Annotated in this window: 16 protein-coding genes; 13 read left to right on the top strand and 3 right to left on the bottom strand. The window is 72.3% G+C overall.

What is annotated here, in order from left to right:
- The coding region (locus WBN91_RS20180; RefSeq protein WP_337725783.1) for a hypothetical protein at positions 1-251 on the top strand (251 nt) is incomplete at its 5' end.
- Positions 252-578: 327 nt separating this feature from the next.
- Positions 579-1,988 (top strand): Dyp-type peroxidase, encoded by a 1,410-nt coding sequence (locus WBN91_RS20175; protein WP_337725782.1) that lies wholly within the window; start codon positions 579-581, stop codon positions 1,986-1,988.
- A gap of 51 nt (positions 1,989-2,039) precedes the next feature.
- Here WBN91_RS20175 and WBN91_RS20170 read toward each other — a convergent pair whose 3' ends face one another.
- From WBN91_RS20170 to WBN91_RS20160, 3 genes are read right to left on the bottom strand one after another with little or no spacing between them, the layout of a single operon-like run.
- Complete coding sequence (locus tag WBN91_RS20170; protein WP_337725781.1) at positions 2,040-2,849, bottom strand: sugar phosphate isomerase/epimerase family protein; 810 nt, start codon at positions 2,847-2,849, stop codon at positions 2,040-2,042.
- On the bottom strand, positions 2,846-3,970 hold the full coding sequence (locus WBN91_RS20165) for a dihydrodipicolinate synthase family protein (protein WP_443217757.1): 1,125 nt from the start codon (positions 3,968-3,970) through the stop codon (positions 2,846-2,848). Before WBN91_RS20165 ends, WBN91_RS20170 begins: the two co-directional genes overlap by 4 nt.
- Positions 3,967-5,109, bottom strand: coding sequence for a Gfo/Idh/MocA family protein (locus WBN91_RS20160; RefSeq protein WP_337725780.1), 1,143 nt, complete (start codon positions 5,107-5,109; stop codon positions 3,967-3,969). The genes WBN91_RS20165 and WBN91_RS20160 overlap by 4 nt, the downstream gene beginning before the upstream one ends.
- A 114-nt stretch (positions 5,110-5,223) precedes the next feature.
- Here WBN91_RS20160 and WBN91_RS20155 point away from each other — a divergent pair, with 114 nt between their 5' ends.
- From WBN91_RS20155 to WBN91_RS20105, 11 genes are all read left to right on the top strand, one after another.
- Positions 5,224-6,255: a LacI family DNA-binding transcriptional regulator gene (locus tag WBN91_RS20155; RefSeq protein ID WP_337725779.1), complete on the top strand. Its 1,032-nt coding sequence runs from the start codon at positions 5,224-5,226 to the stop codon at positions 6,253-6,255.
- Between the two features lie 154 nt (positions 6,256-6,409).
- On the top strand, positions 6,410-7,735 hold the full coding sequence (locus WBN91_RS20150; protein WP_337725778.1) for a hemolysin family protein: 1,326 nt from the start codon (positions 6,410-6,412) through the stop codon (positions 7,733-7,735).
- Complete coding sequence (locus WBN91_RS20145) at positions 7,732-8,769, top strand: hemolysin family protein (RefSeq protein WP_337725777.1); 1,038 nt, start codon at positions 7,732-7,734, stop codon at positions 8,767-8,769. The genes WBN91_RS20150 and WBN91_RS20145 overlap by 4 nt, the downstream gene beginning before the upstream one ends.
- Before the next feature lie 70 nt (positions 8,770-8,839).
- Positions 8,840-9,328 (top strand): toxin-antitoxin system HicB family antitoxin, encoded by a 489-nt coding sequence (locus WBN91_RS20140; protein WP_337725776.1) that lies wholly within the window; start codon positions 8,840-8,842, stop codon positions 9,326-9,328.
- A gap of 57 nt (positions 9,329-9,385) precedes the next feature.
- Positions 9,386-10,249 (top strand): DUF4097 family beta strand repeat-containing protein, encoded by an 864-nt coding sequence (locus tag WBN91_RS20135; protein WP_337725775.1) that lies wholly within the window; start codon positions 9,386-9,388, stop codon positions 10,247-10,249.
- Positions 10,246-11,436, top strand: coding sequence for a cytochrome P450 (locus WBN91_RS20130; RefSeq protein WP_337725774.1), 1,191 nt, complete (start codon positions 10,246-10,248; stop codon positions 11,434-11,436). Before WBN91_RS20135 ends, WBN91_RS20130 begins: the two co-directional genes overlap by 4 nt.
- 35 nt (positions 11,437-11,471) lie before the next feature.
- Positions 11,472-12,398 carry an ATP-binding cassette domain-containing protein gene (locus tag WBN91_RS20125; RefSeq protein WP_337725773.1) on the top strand — a complete coding sequence of 309 codons (927 nt, stop codon included), beginning with the start codon at positions 11,472-11,474 and terminating at the stop codon, positions 12,396-12,398.
- The gene (locus tag WBN91_RS20120) at positions 12,395-13,165 is read left to right on the top strand and encodes an ABC transporter permease (protein ID WP_337725772.1); all 771 of its coding nucleotides are present in this window, start codon (positions 12,395-12,397) and stop codon (positions 13,163-13,165) included. The genes WBN91_RS20125 and WBN91_RS20120 overlap by 4 nt, the downstream gene beginning before the upstream one ends.
- Before the next feature lie 115 nt (positions 13,166-13,280).
- The gene (locus tag WBN91_RS20115; protein WP_337725771.1) at positions 13,281-13,847 is read left to right on the top strand and encodes an RNA polymerase sigma factor; all 567 of its coding nucleotides are present in this window, start codon (positions 13,281-13,283) and stop codon (positions 13,845-13,847) included.
- Positions 13,840-14,874 (top strand): CU044_5270 family protein, encoded by a 1,035-nt coding sequence (locus WBN91_RS20110; RefSeq protein WP_337725770.1) that lies wholly within the window; start codon positions 13,840-13,842, stop codon positions 14,872-14,874. The genes WBN91_RS20115 and WBN91_RS20110 overlap by 8 nt, the downstream gene beginning before the upstream one ends.
- A 38-nt stretch (positions 14,875-14,912) precedes the next feature.
- Positions 14,913-15,188 (top strand): hypothetical protein, encoded by a 276-nt coding sequence (locus WBN91_RS20105; protein ID WP_337725769.1) that lies wholly within the window; start codon positions 14,913-14,915, stop codon positions 15,186-15,188.
- Positions 15,189-15,356 lie beyond the last annotated feature (168 nt).

The following is a 15,356-nucleotide window of genomic DNA, read 5'->3' as shown; positions in this document are numbered from 1 at the left end:
GGTGGCTCGGCGTGGGTGGGTGGCGCGGGGCAAGTGGCGCGGTGCCGGGCGGGGCGCTCGGCGCGGGCGGCTCGGCGCAGGGCGGGTGGCGCGGCGGGCCGGCTTGGTGGGGCGCGACCGCGGGCATGGCGTGGCTAGCGTGGCGCGTCCCTGCCTTGTTCGGCGCGGCGGGCGAGGTGTCGTGGCGTGACGTGGTGGGCGCGGGCTGGCCGGCGCGGCATAGCGGGTGCGGCGCGGCGCGGCAGGCGTGACGCGGCATGGCCCAGCGGGCGCGGCGCGGCAGGCGCGGCGCGGCGCGGCAGGCGCGGCGCGGCACGGCAGGCGCGGCACGGCAGGCGCGGCACGGCGGGGCTGACCTGGCGCGGCGGGCGTGGTGCGGGTCGGGGTGGTGGTGTTGGGAGGCAAAGCGGGGCTTGGCCTCCGGCCCCCGGTTCCATTGTCCCACGGGGGACCGACACTTCCGGATGTCCGGAGGAGTCGTTACGCCGGGTGGGTGGTCGGTGCTACTCGTCGGTATCAGGAGCGGCCCGGTGTGCTCTTCTGCACTGAGAGCATTCGGGGGAATGGGGACTCTCGGTATGTCCGAGTTGCTGCACCTGCACGCCGAGCAGCGGGGAACACGGCCACCGCTGCGGAAGTCGCGCGAGATCCAGGGGAACGTGCTCGCCGCGTTCAACAAAGACCACCAGCAGTTCCGCTTCCTGCGGTTCACCGACGGCAAGCTCGGCCGCACCTGGCTCGCCGCCATGATCGGGTACCTCTCCGTCACCGCCGACGTCGAGGACTTCAACGAGGCCTTCTCGCTCGGTCGGGCCATGTTCGGGGCCGATCCGCAGAGCCTCAAAGCCACCTGGGCGAACCTGTCACTCACACCCGAAGGCCTGGTCAAGCTCGCGGTCAACCCGACGGCCGTCGCCGAAGACCTCCGGGTGCGCGACCCCGAGTTGTGGGTGGGGGCCGAAGCGCGTGCCGACGTCACCGGGGATGACCCGGAAGAGTGGTTGTTCGGTCGGTCCGAGCAGCGCATCCACGCCGTGGTCACGGTGGCGTCCGACTGCACCGAGCGCCTCCAGGCCGTCGACACCATGCTCGACCTCCTGGACGACCTCCTCGGCGTGGTCAAGGTGCACCAAGAGCTCGGCGAGACGCTTCCCGGGCCGCTCAAGGGCCGCGAGCACTTCGGGTTCAAGGACGGGATCTCGCAGCCGGGCATCCGGGACTTCCACGAGGAAGATCCCCACCGGCCCGGTCACCGCCTCGGGCACGCGGGCGCGTTGCTGGTCAAGCCTGGCGAGTTCGTCTTCGGGCACGACTCCGAGCGCGGCGACGAGAGCGACCGCACCGCCCGTTGGCTGCACAACGGGTCGCTCCAGGTGGTCCGCCGCCTCACCCAGGACGTCGCGGGCTGGCGCGAAGCCCTCGAAGAGCACGCCGACGCGCTGGGTGTCACGCCCGACGAGATGGGCGCGCTGCTGATCGGGCGTCACCAGGACGGGCGACCGCTGGCCGAAGCGACCGACCCCGCCCTCGGCCTGGGCCCGGACCGCAACGACTTCGACTACGCCGACGACCCGTGGGGCGAGCGGACGCCGTGCCCGGCGCACATCCGCAAGACCAACCCGCGCTCGTTCACCTACCGCGCGCCCACCCAGCGGCGCATCCTCCGGCGCGGCATTCCGTTCGGCCCGCCCTACGACGACAACCCGCACGCCGAGCGCGGGCTGCTCTTCGTCGCCCACTGCACGTCGATCCGCGAGCAGTTCGAGTTCCAGCAGCGGGTCTGGGCGAACAACCCGGAGTTCGCCGGTGGCGCGGACGGCGCACCTACCGGCACCGACCCGGTCATCGGTGGCGCGGGCGGTGCGCGGTTCGGGGGCACCGAACTGGCGTTCCCCCGGTTCGTCCGCACGACCGGCGCCCTGTACGCCCTGGTCCCGTCGGTCAGCACGCTGCGGCTGCTGGCCGCGGGCCGGGAACTGCCCCGCTAGGGGAGGGCCGGTCGTGGCCGCCGTCCACGACCGGCCCCAAGGCACAAACGGCTACCCAGCTGCGACCGGCTGCCAGCCGGAGGCGTGCCGGCGAACCAGGTCGGCGGCGACGGCGGAGAAGTCCGCCGCCCAGACATCCGCGTTGAACACCTCCACCTCGACGTCACCGGAGTAGTACGGCGCCACCAGCGCGGTCAGCCAAGGCAGGTCAATATGCCCGTCCCCCGGCAGACCCCGTCCCAGCAGCACGTCCGCGGGCAGCGGCGTGATCCAGTCGCACACCTGGTAGGAGAAGATCCGGCCGGCGGCGCGCTCGACCTGCGCGGGCAGGTCCGGGTCCCACCACACGTGCAGCGCGTCGACCACGACACCCACCACCTCGGCCGGGAACTCCGAAGCCAGGTCCAGCGCCTGACCCAACGTCGACACCACACCCCGGTCCGCGCAGAACACCGGGTGCATGGGCTCGATCGCCAACCGCACCCCCGACTCCGCCGCGTAAGGCGCCAAGACCGCCAACGCGTCGGCAACCCGCCGCCGCGCGCCGATCAGGTCCCGGTCGGGCACGCCGCCGGGCACCAGCACCAGGCAGTCGGCACCCAGCGCCGCGGCCTCGTCGATGGCCTTCCGGTTGTCCGCCAACGCTTCCCGCTGGTCCACGCCGGTGAAGAACCCGCCCCGGCACAGCGACGACACCCGCAGCCCGGCCTCGCCGACCAGCCGCGCGGTCTTGTCCAGCCCGAACTCCGCCACCGGTTCCCGCCACAGCCCGATGGACCCGATCCCGTGCCGCACGCACACGTCCACCGCCTCGGCGACCGTCGCGCGCTTGACGGTGGCCTGGTTGAGCGACAGCCTCACGACAGCACCCCCAGCAGCCGCCCCCACCGGTCCGCCGCGAGCTCCGGGTCCGCCAGCAGCCCGGCGGCGTCGGCCAGCCGCAGCGTCTCGCCCAGGTGCACAACGGACCGCGCCGACTGGAGACCACCCACCATCGACCAGGCGTCCTGGAAACCGTTGAGCCAGGCCAAGAACACCACGCCGGTCTTATAGTGGAACGTGGGCGCGCCGAAGACGTGCCGGGACAAAGCCACTGTGGGTTCCAAGACCTCCCGGAACCCGGCCACGTCACCGGAGTCCAGCACGTGCAGCGCGGACGCGGCGGCGGGCGCGATCGGGTCGAAGATGCCCAGCAGCGCGTCGCTGTGCCCGACCTCGTCGCCCCCGATCAGCTCGGGGTAGTTGAAGTCGTCGCCGGTGTAGCACCGGACACCGGGCGGCAGCGCCCGCCGCAACGACACCTCGTGCGAGGCGTCCAGCAGCGACACCTTGACACCATCCACTTTGGATGGATAGGTGTGGATGAGGTCGAGGAAGTGCTTGGTCGCCTCGGCCACGTCCGTCGAACCCCAGTACCCGGTCAGGGCGGGGTCGAACGCCGGACCCAGCCAGTGCAGGATGACCGGCTCGGACACCTGCTCCAGCAGAGCGCCGTAGACCCGTTGGTAGTCCTCGGGTCCGCGCGCGACGGCCGCGAGCTTGCGGCTGCACATCAGGATCGGCTGCACGCCCAGAGCGGTCACCGCGTCGAGCTGCTCGGTGTAGGCGGTCAGCGGGTCGGCGGTGTCGTGGTCGGTGCCCACGCCCGCCGCGATCCGGCCACCCGCCTCGGCCGCGCCGCGCCGGATCAGCTCCAGCGCGGTCGGCCAGTCCAGGCCCATGCCGCGCTGGGCGGTGTCCATCGCCTCCGCGACCCCGAAACCGAGGTCCCACAGGCGGCGGCGGAACGCGAGGGTGGCGTCCCAGTCGAGCTTCGCGGGCGCGCCCGGGGTGTTGTCGGCGAACGGGTCGGCGACGACGTGCGCGGCGGCGAACGCGACCCGCGTCTTCGGCGGACCGGCCGGTGGACCCCAGTCCTTGGGCGGGTTCAGGACGTGCTCGGTGAAGGTGCCGTCGGCGTGCGGCAGGCGGACGGTGGTCACGCGGGCACCTCGATCCGGCGGCCGGTGCGGGAGGACTCCAGGCCCAGCGCGGCCAGGCGGACGTCCCGCGCGCCGGCGCGGAAGTCGTGCCGGTAAGGCAGGCCGCGGTGGACGTGGGTGAGGAAGTCCTCCCACTGCACGCGGAACCCGTTGCCGAACTCCTCGTTGTCCGGCACCTGCTGCCACTGCGCGCGGAAGTCGTGCGGCGAGGGCACGTCCGGGTCCCACACCGGTTTCGGCGTGACCTCCCGCGGCTGCACCACGCAGTTGCGCAGCCCCGCGACCGCGCTGCCGTGCGTGCCGTCGACCTGGAACTCCACCAGCTCGTCGCGCCGCACGCGGGTCGCCCACGACGAGTTGACCTGCGCGACCACTCCCCCGGCCAGCTCGAAGATCGCGTAGGCCGCGTCGTCGGCGGTGGCGGCGTAGGGCTGCCCCTGCTCGTCCCACCGCCGCGGGACGTGCGTGACCGCCCGCGCGGTCACCGCCTCCACCGGCCCGAAGAGGCCTTCCAGCAGGTAGGACCAGTGGCAGAACATGTCCACGACGATCCCGCCGCCGTCCTCGGCCCGGTAGTTCCAGGACGGGCGCTGGGCGGTCTGCCAGTCGCCCTCGAAGACCCAGTAGCCGAACTCGCCCCGGATGGACAGGACCCGGCCGAAGAACCCGGAGTCCACCAGGCGGCGCAGCTTCCGGATGCCGGGCAGGTAGAGCTTGTCGGCGACCACGCCGTGCCGGACGCCCTTCTCGTCGGCCAGCCGGGCGAGCTCCAGGACTTCCTCGGGCGAGGACGCGACCGGCTTCTCGGTGTAGACGTGCTTGCCCGCCGCGATCGCCTTCGACAGCGCGGCGACGTGGGCGGAGGTGACCTGGGCGTCGAAGTAGACCTCGGTGGCCGGGTCGCCCAGGGCGGTGTCGAGGTCGGTGGTCCAGTTCGGGAGGTCGTGGCGGGCGGCGAGGTCCTTGAGCTTGTCCGGGTTGCGGCCGACCAGGACGGGCTCGGGCAGCAGGACCGTGTCGGGGTCGACGCGGACCCCGCCGCGTTCGCGGATGGCGAGGATCGAGCGGACGAGGTGCTGGCGGTACCCCATCCGCCCGGTCACCCCGTTCAGCACGACCCCGATCGAGCGCACTGCCATGCGTACCTCCGAGCCGATGTGGAAAGCGCTTTCCACACGCTACGGTCGGCCTGTCGTGGACGTCAACCACGCCGCTCGGGTTAGGCTTCGCGCCCGAGCCACGAGGAGGAGCCGTTGACGTCCCGGCAGGTCACGCTGGTGGAAGTGGCGAAGCACGCGGGTGTCTCGCTGGCCACCGCGTCGCGCGTGCTCAACGGCAGCACCCGCCAGGTGAGCGACGAGCTGCGCGAACGCGTGGTGGGCAGCGCCCGGCGGCTCGGGTACCTGCCCAACGCCTCCGCCCAGGCCCTGGCCCGCAACAGCAGCGTCCTGGTCGGCCTGGTCGTGCACGACATCGCCGACCCCTACTTCTCCAGCATCGCCGCCGGCGTCACGCGGATCGCCGAGGAGGCCGGGCTGGTCGTCGTGCTGGGCACCACCGGCCGCGACCCGGGTCGCGAGGTCGAACTCCTGCACACCCTGCGTGCGCACCGGGCACGGGCCGTGGTCATCGCGGGCACCCGCACCACCGACCGGGCCGCCGCGAGCCGGCTGGCCGACGAGATCGCCGCGTTCACCACCCAGGGCGGTCGGGTCGCGGCCGTGTCGCAGGCCAAGCTGGGCATCGACACCGTCGTCCCCGGCAACCGCGCCGGCGCCCGCGCCCTGGCCACCGAGCTCACCGCCCTGGGCCACCGGAGGTTCGCCGTGCTCGCCGGCCCCCAGGACCTGGTGGTGGCCCGGGACCGGCTCGCCGGGTTCCGGGCGGGCCTCGCGGAGGCCGGCGCCGCCGAGCCGTTCGTCGTCCACGGCGACTTCACCCGGGACGGCGGCCACGCGGCGGCTCGGGAGCTGCTCACCGCCGGAACCGGCGCCACCTGCGTGTTCGCCGTCAACGACGTCATGGCGATGGGCGCGATGGCGGCCCTGCGCGAGCACGGCCTGCGGGTGCCCGAGGACGTGTCGATCGCGGGCTTCGACGACATCCCGACCCTGCGCGACCTGGCCCCCGGCCTGAGCACGGTCCGGCTGCCGCTGGAGGAGATGGGCGAACGCGCCGCGCGACTCGTCCTGGACGACCACCCGACCGCCCGCACGGTCCGCGCCCCCGGCGAGGTGGTACTGCGTGCGAGCACTTCGTCACCCTCCGGAACCGGACTGCGCTGACCCGCGTCGACTCTCTAAACTCAGACCTGTAGTCCGACCACCCCTTGCTAGGAGTGATCACCTCCGTGCGCGACGCGCAATCGCCTGGATGCAGTACTGAGCCGGGTCCGACACCCGGCTTGCCGCAAGACCCGAGCCCCCGTGGGGGTGCCCGGTGACCGGGATCCTGCTCAGCCTGCTGGGCCTGGTCGCCGTCGTGGCGCTGACGATCGGCACGTTCATCGCCGTCGCCGCCGAGTTCTCGCTGACCGCGCTGGAGCGCAGCACCGTCGAGTCGCACGTCGCCACCGTCGGCGACGCCAAGGCCAAGACGGTGGAGAAGGCGCACCGGTCGCTGTCGTTCCAGCTGTCCGGCTCGCAGCTGGCCATCACGTTCACCACGCTGATCACCGGTTTCATCGCCGAGCCCGCCATCGCCGAGCTGGTCTCGCCCGCGCTGGCCCTGGTGGGCGTGCCGGAGCCGGTGGCCCGGCCGGTGTCGCTGGTCGTCGCGCTGGCGCTGGCCACGGCGCTGTCGATGGTGTTCGGCGAGCTGGTGCCCAAGAACCTGGCCATCGCCAAGCCGCTGGAGACCGCGCGGGCCGTCGCGGGCCTGCAAGCCGGGTTCACGGCGGTGTTCCGCTGGCTGATCACGGGGCTCAACGGCGCGGCGAACTGGCTGGTCCGGCGCATGGGCGTGGAACCGGCCGAGGAGCTGGCCTCCGCGCGGTCGCCGCAGGAGCTGGGCGCGCTGGTCCGCTCCAGCGCCGAGCAGGGCACGATCGACGAGGGCACGGCGACCCTGCTGGACCGGTCGCTGCGCTTCGGCGACCGCACCGCCGACGAGCTGATGACCCCGCGAGTGCGGGTGGAGTCGCTGCGCGCCGACGCGACCGTGCTGGACCTGCTGGCCAAGGCCCGCGAGACCGGCTTCTCCCGGTTCCCGGTGCACAACGGCGACCTGGACGAGGTGCGCGGCATCGTGCACGTCAAGCAGGCCTTCAACGTGCCGCGCAACCAGCGCGCCACCACGCCGGTCTCCGCGCTGACCCGGCCGGTGCAGACCGTGCCGGAGACGCTGGAGGGCGACGCGCTGCTGGACCGCCTGCGCGCGTCCGGCCTCCAGACCGCGCTGGTGGTCGACGAGTACGGCGGCACGGCGGGCATGGTGACCCTGGAGGACCTGGTCGAGGAGATCGTCGGCGACGTGCGGGACGAGCACGACCGCCGCGAGGGCTCGCCGGTCCGGGCGCTGGGCGCGGACGGCTGGCTGGTGTCCGGCCTGCTGCGCGACGACGAGGTGGCCGAGGCGACCGGGTTCCGGATGCCGGAGGGCGACTACGAGACCCTGGCCGGCCTGGTGCTGGCGCGGCTGGGCCGCATCCCGGACGTCGGCGACGAGATCCGGGTGGACGACTGGCGCATCACCGTGGTGCAGATGGACAAGCACCGCGTGGCCGAGTTGCGCGTCTCGCGCGCGGAACCGGAGGTGGCGCGGTGAGCGTCCTGGTGATCCTGCTGCTGTTGGCGGGCAACGCCTTCTTCGTCGGCGCCGAGTTCGCGATCATCACGGCGCGCCGCGACCGCCTGGAGACGCTGGCCCAGCAAGGCAGTTCCCGGGCGCGGGTGGTCATCAAGGCGGGCCGCGAACTGCCGTTGCTGATCGCCGGGGCGCAGCTGGGCATCACGCTGTGCTCGCTGGGCCTGGGCGCGCTGGGCGAACCGGCGGTGGCGTCGATGCTGGAGGCCCCGTTCCACTCGGTCGGCCTGCCGCCGGCCGTGCTGCACGGCGTGGCGTTCGCGATCGCGCTGGTCATCGTGGTCGCCCTGCACACCGTGCTGGGCGAGATGGTCCCGAAGAACCTGGCCATCGCCGGCCCCGAGCGCACCGCGCTGCTGCTGGTGCCCGTGCACTACTGGTTCTGCAAGCTGGTCGCACCGCTGCTGCGCGGTTTCACCGTGGTGGCGACGCTGGTGCTGCGGCTGGTCGGGGTGACGCCGAAGGAGGAGCTGGAGTCGGCGTACACGCGCGACGAACTGGCGCTGCTGATCGCCCAGTCCCGCCAGGAGGGCCTGCTGGAGGACTCGGAGCACCGGCGGCTGACGCAGACCCTGTCGTCGGCGGAGCGGACCGTGGCCGACGTGCTGGTGCCGCTGGACCGGGTCACGTCCGTGCCGGCCCGGCCGACGATGGGCGACGTCGAGGCGGCCGTGTCCGCGACCGGGTTCTCCCGGTTCCCGGTGCGCGGCGAGGGCGGGACGCTGGTGGGCTACCTGCACGTGAAGGACGTGCTGGACCTGGCCGACGCGGACCCCTCGACGCCGTTGCCCGCCTCGCGGGTGCGCGGGTTGCCCGAGGTCGCCGTGGACGCCCGGCTGGACGGGGCGTTGGCCGCGCTGCGGCGGGCGCAGAGCCACCTGGCCAAGGCCGTGACGGCGGACGGCGAGGTGCGGGGCGTGGTGGCGCTGGAGGACCTGGTGGAGGAGTACGTGGGCACCGTCCGGGACGGCACCCACGTGTACCGAGAGCTTTGATGCCACCGTGGCACAACTTGGCACCACTTGAGGCTTGCCCTTGGCACCAAAGTGGTGCCATAGTTGCGTCATGGACCTCACGCCGTACGTCGACAACCTCCGCCGCGAGCTGGCGGTCGCCGCCGAGGCCGTCGGCGACGAGGCCCGCGCGCTCGCCGACCGCCTGACCTCCCAGGTCGACGCGGCGACCCGGCTGACGCTGCTGGAAGCGCTTTCCAGCGCCGCCGCCGAGATCACCCGCGACCTCGCGCCCGGGTCCGTGGACGTCCGGCTGCGCGGCCGTGACCCCGAGTTCGTCGTCACCCCGCCGCCGCACACCGCGCCCGAGGCGCCCGCCCAGCCCGCTCCCCCGCCGCCGCCCGTGGACGACGACGGCGCCATGACCCGCATCAACCTCCGCCTGCCCGAGCACCTCAAGCAGCGCGTCGAGGAGGCCGCCGCCACGGCCGGCATCTCGGTCAACTCCTGGCTGGTCCGCGCCGCGTCCGCCGCGCTCGACCAGGGCGTCCGCCAGCCGACCACGCTGTTCGGCCAGCGCTACACCGGCTGGGTCCGCTAACCGCACCCGCCCGCCACCAGGGAAAACGCTTACCACACCCACTACCAGGGGACAGCCATGCCTGTTTTCGCCACGCCCGGACCGATCTCCGTGACCCTCGAACTGGTCGTCGGCCCCACCCGGATCACCGCGTCCGACCGCGCCGACACCGTGGTGGAGGTGCGCCCGACCAACCCCGGCCGGGAGGGCGACGTCAAGGCCGCCGGTCAGACCCGGGTGGAGTTCGACGGCGGTCGGCTGCTGGTCAAGACGCCCAAGCCGCGCGGCATCTTCAACAAGGGCGGCTCGGTGGACGTCACGATCGAGGTGCCGACCGGGTCCAGCGTCCGGGGCGACACCGCGCTGGGCGACCTGGAGACCCGCGGCGGGCTCGGCGAGGTCCGGTTCCGGACCGCGACCGGCACCCTGTCCGTCGAGCGCTCCGGGCCGCTGCACCTGCGGACCGCGATGGGCAACGTCGGCGTCAACCACGTCACCGGCACGGCCGACGTGCTGACCGGGTCCGGCGACCTGCGCGTGGAGCACGTCGACGGGGACGCCGCGGTCAAGAACTCCAACGGCCACACCAGGGTCGGCGAGGTCACCGGCGACCTGCTGGTGAAGTCGGCCAACGGGGACATCTCCGTGGACCTGGCGCGCGGGGACGTCACCGCCACCACCGCCAACGGCAGCATCCGCGTGCACGAGGTGGTGCGCGGCAAGGTCGTGATGGAGACCTCCGTGGGCCAGTTGGAGGTCGGCATCCGCAACGGCACCGCGGCGTGGCTGGACCTGAGTTCCGTGCTGGGCGCCGTGCACAGCTCGCTGGAGGCCGCGCCCGGCCCCGATCCCGCCACCGAGACCGTCGAGGTCCGGGGGCGCACCGGCTTCGGCGACATCGTCGTGCGCCGGGCCATTCCCAACCAGGAGGACGACTCATGACCGACCTGACCGACCGGTGGGGCACCCACCCCGCGCAGTTCTGGCTGCGCGGCGAAGACCCCGCCCGACCGGTCGAGTTCGACGAGAAGACCGGCATGTGGAACGTGTACGGGCACGAGGAGGCCTGCCAGGTCCTCGGTGACGCGAAGACCTTCTCCTCGGCCCACGTGCAGGACCTGTTCCCGGTGCAGGTGGACCAGTCGCTGCGCGAGGGCAACCTCCTCGACCTCGACCCGCCCGACCACCGCAAGCTGCGCAACCTGGTGAGCAAGGCGTTCTCCGGCAAGGTCGTCGCCGACCTGGAGCCGCGCATCACCGCCCTGACCCACGAGCTGCTCGACCAGGTCGACACCGACCGGTTCGAACTGGTCACCGACCTGGCCTACCCGCTGCCCGTGATCGTCATCGCCGAGCTGCTGGGCCTGCCCGCGAGCGACCGGGAGCTGTTCCGCGAGTGGGTGGACAAGCTGTTCGCCCAGAACAACGAGTTCTCCCTGAACGACTCCCCGGAGAAGATGGCCGAGGACTTCGCCGAGGCCTCCGCGGGTCTGGTGCCCCTCCAGGAGTACCTGCGGGAGCACATCAAGGCCCGCCGCGGGAACCCCGGCGAGGACCTGATCTCCGGTCTCGTGCAGGCCGAGGTCGACGGGCAGCGGCTCAACGACAACGAGGTCGTCAACTTCTCGATGGTGCTCCTGGTCGCGGGGCACATCACCACCACCATGCTGCTGGGCAACACGACCCTGTGCCTGGACGCCCACCCCGCGCAGCGGGAACGGGTCCGCGCCGACCGGTCGCTGGTGCCGGTGGCGATCGAGGAGTCGCTGCGCTTCTTCACCCCGTTCGCGGCCCTGGCGCGGGCCACCACCACACCGGTGACCGTGGGTGGCCAGGACATCCCGGCCGACCAGCTGCTGATGGTCTGGTTGTCCGCGGCGAACCGCGACGGCCGCAGGTTCGCCGACCCGCACCTGTTCGACGCCGGCCGCGACCCCAACCCGCACCTCGGCTTCGGCCGCGGCATCCACTTCTGCGTCGGCGCGCCGCTGGCCCGCCTCGAAGGCCGCGTCGCCGTGAACGCCCTGCTCGACCGCTTCCCCGGCCTGCACGTGGACCCCGACCAGGCGCCCACGTTCATGCCCTCGCCCACCATGACGGGCGTCAAGACGCTGCCGCTGCGCGTCTGATCTTCTTCTTCCGCAAGACCTTCTGAGGGGAACCCATGACCATCTCGGCCTTTGGGCTGCGCAAAAACTTCGGCGACAAGGTGGTGCTCGACGGCATCGACCTCGACGTCGCCGAGGGCACGGTCTTCTCGCTGCTCGGCCCCAACGGGGCGGGCAAGACCACCGCGGTGCAGATCCTGTCCACGCTGATCACCGCCGACGCGGGCGAGGTGCGCGTCTGCGGGCACGACCTGCGCACCGACCCGGACGGCGTGCGCTCGGTGATCGGCGTGACCGGCCAGTTCTCGGCGGTGGACGGACTGCTCACCGGCGAGGAGAACCTGAACCTGATGGCCGACCTGCGCCACCTGCCGCGTCGGGACGGCCGGGCGTTGACGAAACGGCTGCTGGAGCGGTTCGAGCTGGTGGAGGCCGCGCGCAAGCCCGCGTCCACCTACTCCGGTGGCATGCGCCGGCGGCTGGACCTGGCGATGACGCTGGTCGGCGACCTGCGGGTGATCTTCCTGGACGAGCCGACCACCGGCCTGGACCCGCGCAGCAGGCACGTGCTGTGGGACATCATCCGGCAGCTGGTCGGGCAGGAGGGCGTGACGATCTTCCTCACCACCCAGTACCTGGAGGAGGCCGACGAGCTGGCCGACCGGATCGCCGTGCTGGACGGCGGGAAGCTCGTCGCGCAGGGCACCGCGGCCGAGCTGAAGCGGCTGGTGCCCGGCGGTCACGTCAGCCTGCGGTTCGCGGACGTGCCCACCCTGGACCACGCGCTGCGGGTGCTGGGCGCGGGCAGCCCCGACCCGGAGGCGCTGACGTTGCAGGTGCCCGGGGACGGCGGGGTGCGGTCGCTGCGCGCCCTGCTGGACCGGCTGGACGCGGCGGCGATCGAGCCGGACGGGCTGACCGTGCACACACCCGACCTGGACGACGTGTTCTTCGCCCTGACCTCGCAGGGGAGCACCCGATGAGCGCGGCCACCTTCTCCGACTCCATGACCATGCTGCGCCGGGACTTCAAGCACCAGCAGCGCTACCCGGTCATGGCGATCTCCGGCCTGTTCACGCCGGTGTTCATGATGCTGCTGTTCGTCTACGTGTTCGGCGGGGCGATGCTGACCACCGTCGGCGACAGCACGTACGTGAACTACCTGGTGCCCGGCATCCTGGTGATGGCCGTGGGCGCGAGCAGCGCGGGCACCGCGATCAACATCTGCGTGGACATGAACGAGGGCATCATCGCCCGCTTCCGCACGATGGCCATCGCCCGCGTCTCGGTGCTGACCGGCCAGGTACTGGGCGCGGTGATCCGGACGATGGCCACGCTCGCCCTCGTCACGGGGGTGGCGCTCCTGATCGGCTTCCGACCGCAAGCGTCTTTCACGGAGTGGCTCCTGGCGGTCGCGGTGCTGCTCATGCTCACGCTGGCGTTGACGTGGCTAGCCGTGGGCGGCGGTCTGGCGGCAAAGAAACCAGAAGGTGCCAACGGGTTCTCCCTCCCGCTCCAGTTCCTGCCGTTCATCAGCAGCGCGTTCGTGCCGACCGAGTCGATGTCGCCGGCGGTGGCGTGGTTCGCCGAGCACCAGCCGTTCACGCCGGTGATCGACACGCTCCGGGGCGTGCTGAACGGGACGCCGGTGGGCGACAGCGCGTGGCTGGCCATCGGCTGGTGCACGCTGGCGGCGGTCGGCGGCTACCTGTGGTCGCGCAAGCTGTACAACCGCGACCCGTCCCGCTGACCTGGGGGGATGATCGACGCGGGGGCCGGTGGGGTGCCCCCGCGTCGACGCGCGTGAACCCGATCGGCGCGGGCGACTGATAACAGGGCGAACGCCACACGCCCGAAAGGCCACCATGACGACAACCGACGCGGAGATCATCGAACGCTCCCGGCGCCAGCCGGAGGCGTTCGCCGAGATCTTCGACCGGCACGCACCGCACATCCAGCGGTACCTGGCCCGGCGGCTCGGCCGCGAGGTCGCGGACGACCTCGTCGCGGAGACGTTCCTCGCCGCCTTCGACAAGCGCGAGCGCTACGACCTCGGCCGGCCCGACGCCCGACCGTGGCTGTACGGGATCGCCACCAACCTCGTCGGCCAACACCGCCGCGACGAGGTGAGGCGCTTCCGCCTGCGCGAAGCCGGCACCCCCGACGAGTCCGGCCACGCCGACCGCGTCGCCACGAGGGTCACCGCGCAGTCCCTGCGCACCCCTCTGGCCGACGCGCTGGCCGGCCTGACCCCCGAGGACAGGGACGTCCTGCTGCTGGTCGCCTGGGAGGAGCTGAGCTACGAGGAGGTCGCCGGGGCGCTGTCCATCCCGGTCGGCACCGTCCGCTCCCGCCTCCACCGAGCCCGCCGCAAGGTCCGTGAGGCGCTCGGAAACCCCACCGCCCTAGAGGAGTTGCTGAGCAATGGATGACCTGACCCTGGTCCGAACCCTGCGCGAAGACCACCCCCTACCCACCCCCACCGACCTGTCCCCAGCCCGCACCCGCCTGCTCACGGCCATCGCAGCCGCACCATCCGCCGAGGTTGTCGGTACCAGCCGGCAGAATGCCCCCCAGGGGACTTCCCGGCCCACTGTCGTACCCACGTGGGACAATGGAACCGGGGGCGCAGCCCAAACCGGAACCGGTGGCGCAGCCCAAACCGCACCCCGCTCCCCCGCCTCCCCCACCAAGCGCCGCAAGCGCGGCTACCTCCTGGCCGGCGCCTCCACCCTCACCGCCGCCGCAGCCGTGGCGGCCGTCCTCACCCTCGCCCCCGTCGACGTGGTCACCGGGACCCAACCCCCCGCCGCGAGCGCCGCCGAGGTCCTCAACCACGCCGCCGCCAAGGCCCGAACGGAACCGTTCGTCGAACCCCGCCCCGACCAGTTCGTCTACCACGGCTCGACCACCGGCGACCAGAACACCGGCCTGTGGCTGTCCGTGGACGGCACCCGCGACGGCGCCATCGCGTCCCCCGACGGCCTCACCCCGCTCCCCGGCTGCCGCGACGGCGTCCGAGCGGTCGCGAAGGGCAACGAGTTCCTCCCGGGCGTCACCGAACCGTGCGAACCCGACCCGGCCTACAAGCGCGACCTGCCGACCACCGCCGACGAGATGCTCGCCTACCTGGACGCCAACGCCACCGGCGGTCCGGGCAACATCAACGCACGCGGCAAGGACGTCATGGAGCTAGCCCAGTCCCTCCTGAAGCCCGCGAGCAAGGCCGCACTGTTCGAGGCGGCAGCCCGCGTAGAGGGCCTGACGGTCGTCCGAGACACCCAGGACACCACCGGCCGCCCGGCAGTCGGCATCGAATGGCCCGCCCCGGTGGCCCCCGACGCCAAGCCCCAGAAGACCACGCTGTACTTCGACCCGACCACCTACGAGTTCCTGGGCACCTCGTACGGCCCGGCCGACACCCTGTCCATTGTGGACGCAGTAGGCCAACGCCCCTGACCGGCACCCACGGGGGCCACGGGACTACCGTGTCCCCCGTGGAGCCGACCGAAGACCCCGAGGACTTCGACCCCGAGGACGAATACGACCCGGAGGACGACGACTTCGAGGACGAAGAAGAAGACGACGAGGACGACCTGTTCGGCGTAACCTCGGACGCCCGCACAATCTGCCACCTGTGCGGCGGCGCAGGCTTCGTCGCCCATCCGACCTCAGCCGTGATCGGCGGCGTCCCCCGCACAGTGGACAACGGCCGAGAATGCCCCCACTGCCACGCAGCCCGAAAATTCCCGGGCCTAGTCCCCCCGCTCTAGCACACCAGCCACCCAAGGCCCACCCGCGCCCAACCCGCGCTCTCCGCCCGGAGGGCGCGCGCTTTTCGAAGTAGCTCGCGCAGCAAACCCTCCTCCTGGGCTTCTTCCGTCATCCCCGTATGGCCTGCCCGAAGGGCTACCACAGATTTCCCCGGGTGCAGCCGAAAG

This window comes from Saccharothrix sp. CCNWYY140, assembly GCF_037401995.1.
Lineage (GTDB): Bacteria > Actinomycetota > Actinomycetes > Mycobacteriales > Pseudonocardiaceae > Actinosynnema.
This window is presented reverse-complemented; position numbering and strand designations above follow the sequence as displayed.

What these genes read in the sequence shown, in the direction of transcription:
- WBN91_RS20175 (WP_337725782.1), top strand. Translation starts at nt 579, where the DNA reads ATGTCCGAGTTGCTGCACCTGCACGCCGAGCAGCGGGGAACACGGCCA.
- WBN91_RS20160 (WP_337725780.1), bottom strand. Translation starts at nt 5,109, where the DNA reads ATGGCAGTGCGCTCGATCGGGGTCGTGCTGAACGGGGTGACCGGGCGG.
- WBN91_RS20140 (WP_337725776.1), top strand. Translation starts at nt 8,840, where the DNA reads ATGGACCTCACGCCGTACGTCGACAACCTCCGCCGCGAGCTGGCGGTC.
- WBN91_RS20135 (WP_337725775.1), top strand. Translation starts at nt 9,386, where the DNA reads ATGCCTGTTTTCGCCACGCCCGGACCGATCTCCGTGACCCTCGAACTG.
- WBN91_RS20130 (WP_337725774.1), top strand. Translation starts at nt 10,246, where the DNA reads ATGACCGACCTGACCGACCGGTGGGGCACCCACCCCGCGCAGTTCTGG.
- WBN91_RS20125 (WP_337725773.1), top strand. Translation starts at nt 11,472, where the DNA reads ATGACCATCTCGGCCTTTGGGCTGCGCAAAAACTTCGGCGACAAGGTG.
- WBN91_RS20120 (WP_337725772.1), top strand. Translation starts at nt 12,395, where the DNA reads ATGAGCGCGGCCACCTTCTCCGACTCCATGACCATGCTGCGCCGGGAC.
- WBN91_RS20115 (WP_337725771.1), top strand. Translation starts at nt 13,281, where the DNA reads ATGACGACAACCGACGCGGAGATCATCGAACGCTCCCGGCGCCAGCCG.
- WBN91_RS20110 (WP_337725770.1), top strand. Translation starts at nt 13,840, where the DNA reads ATGGATGACCTGACCCTGGTCCGAACCCTGCGCGAAGACCACCCCCTA.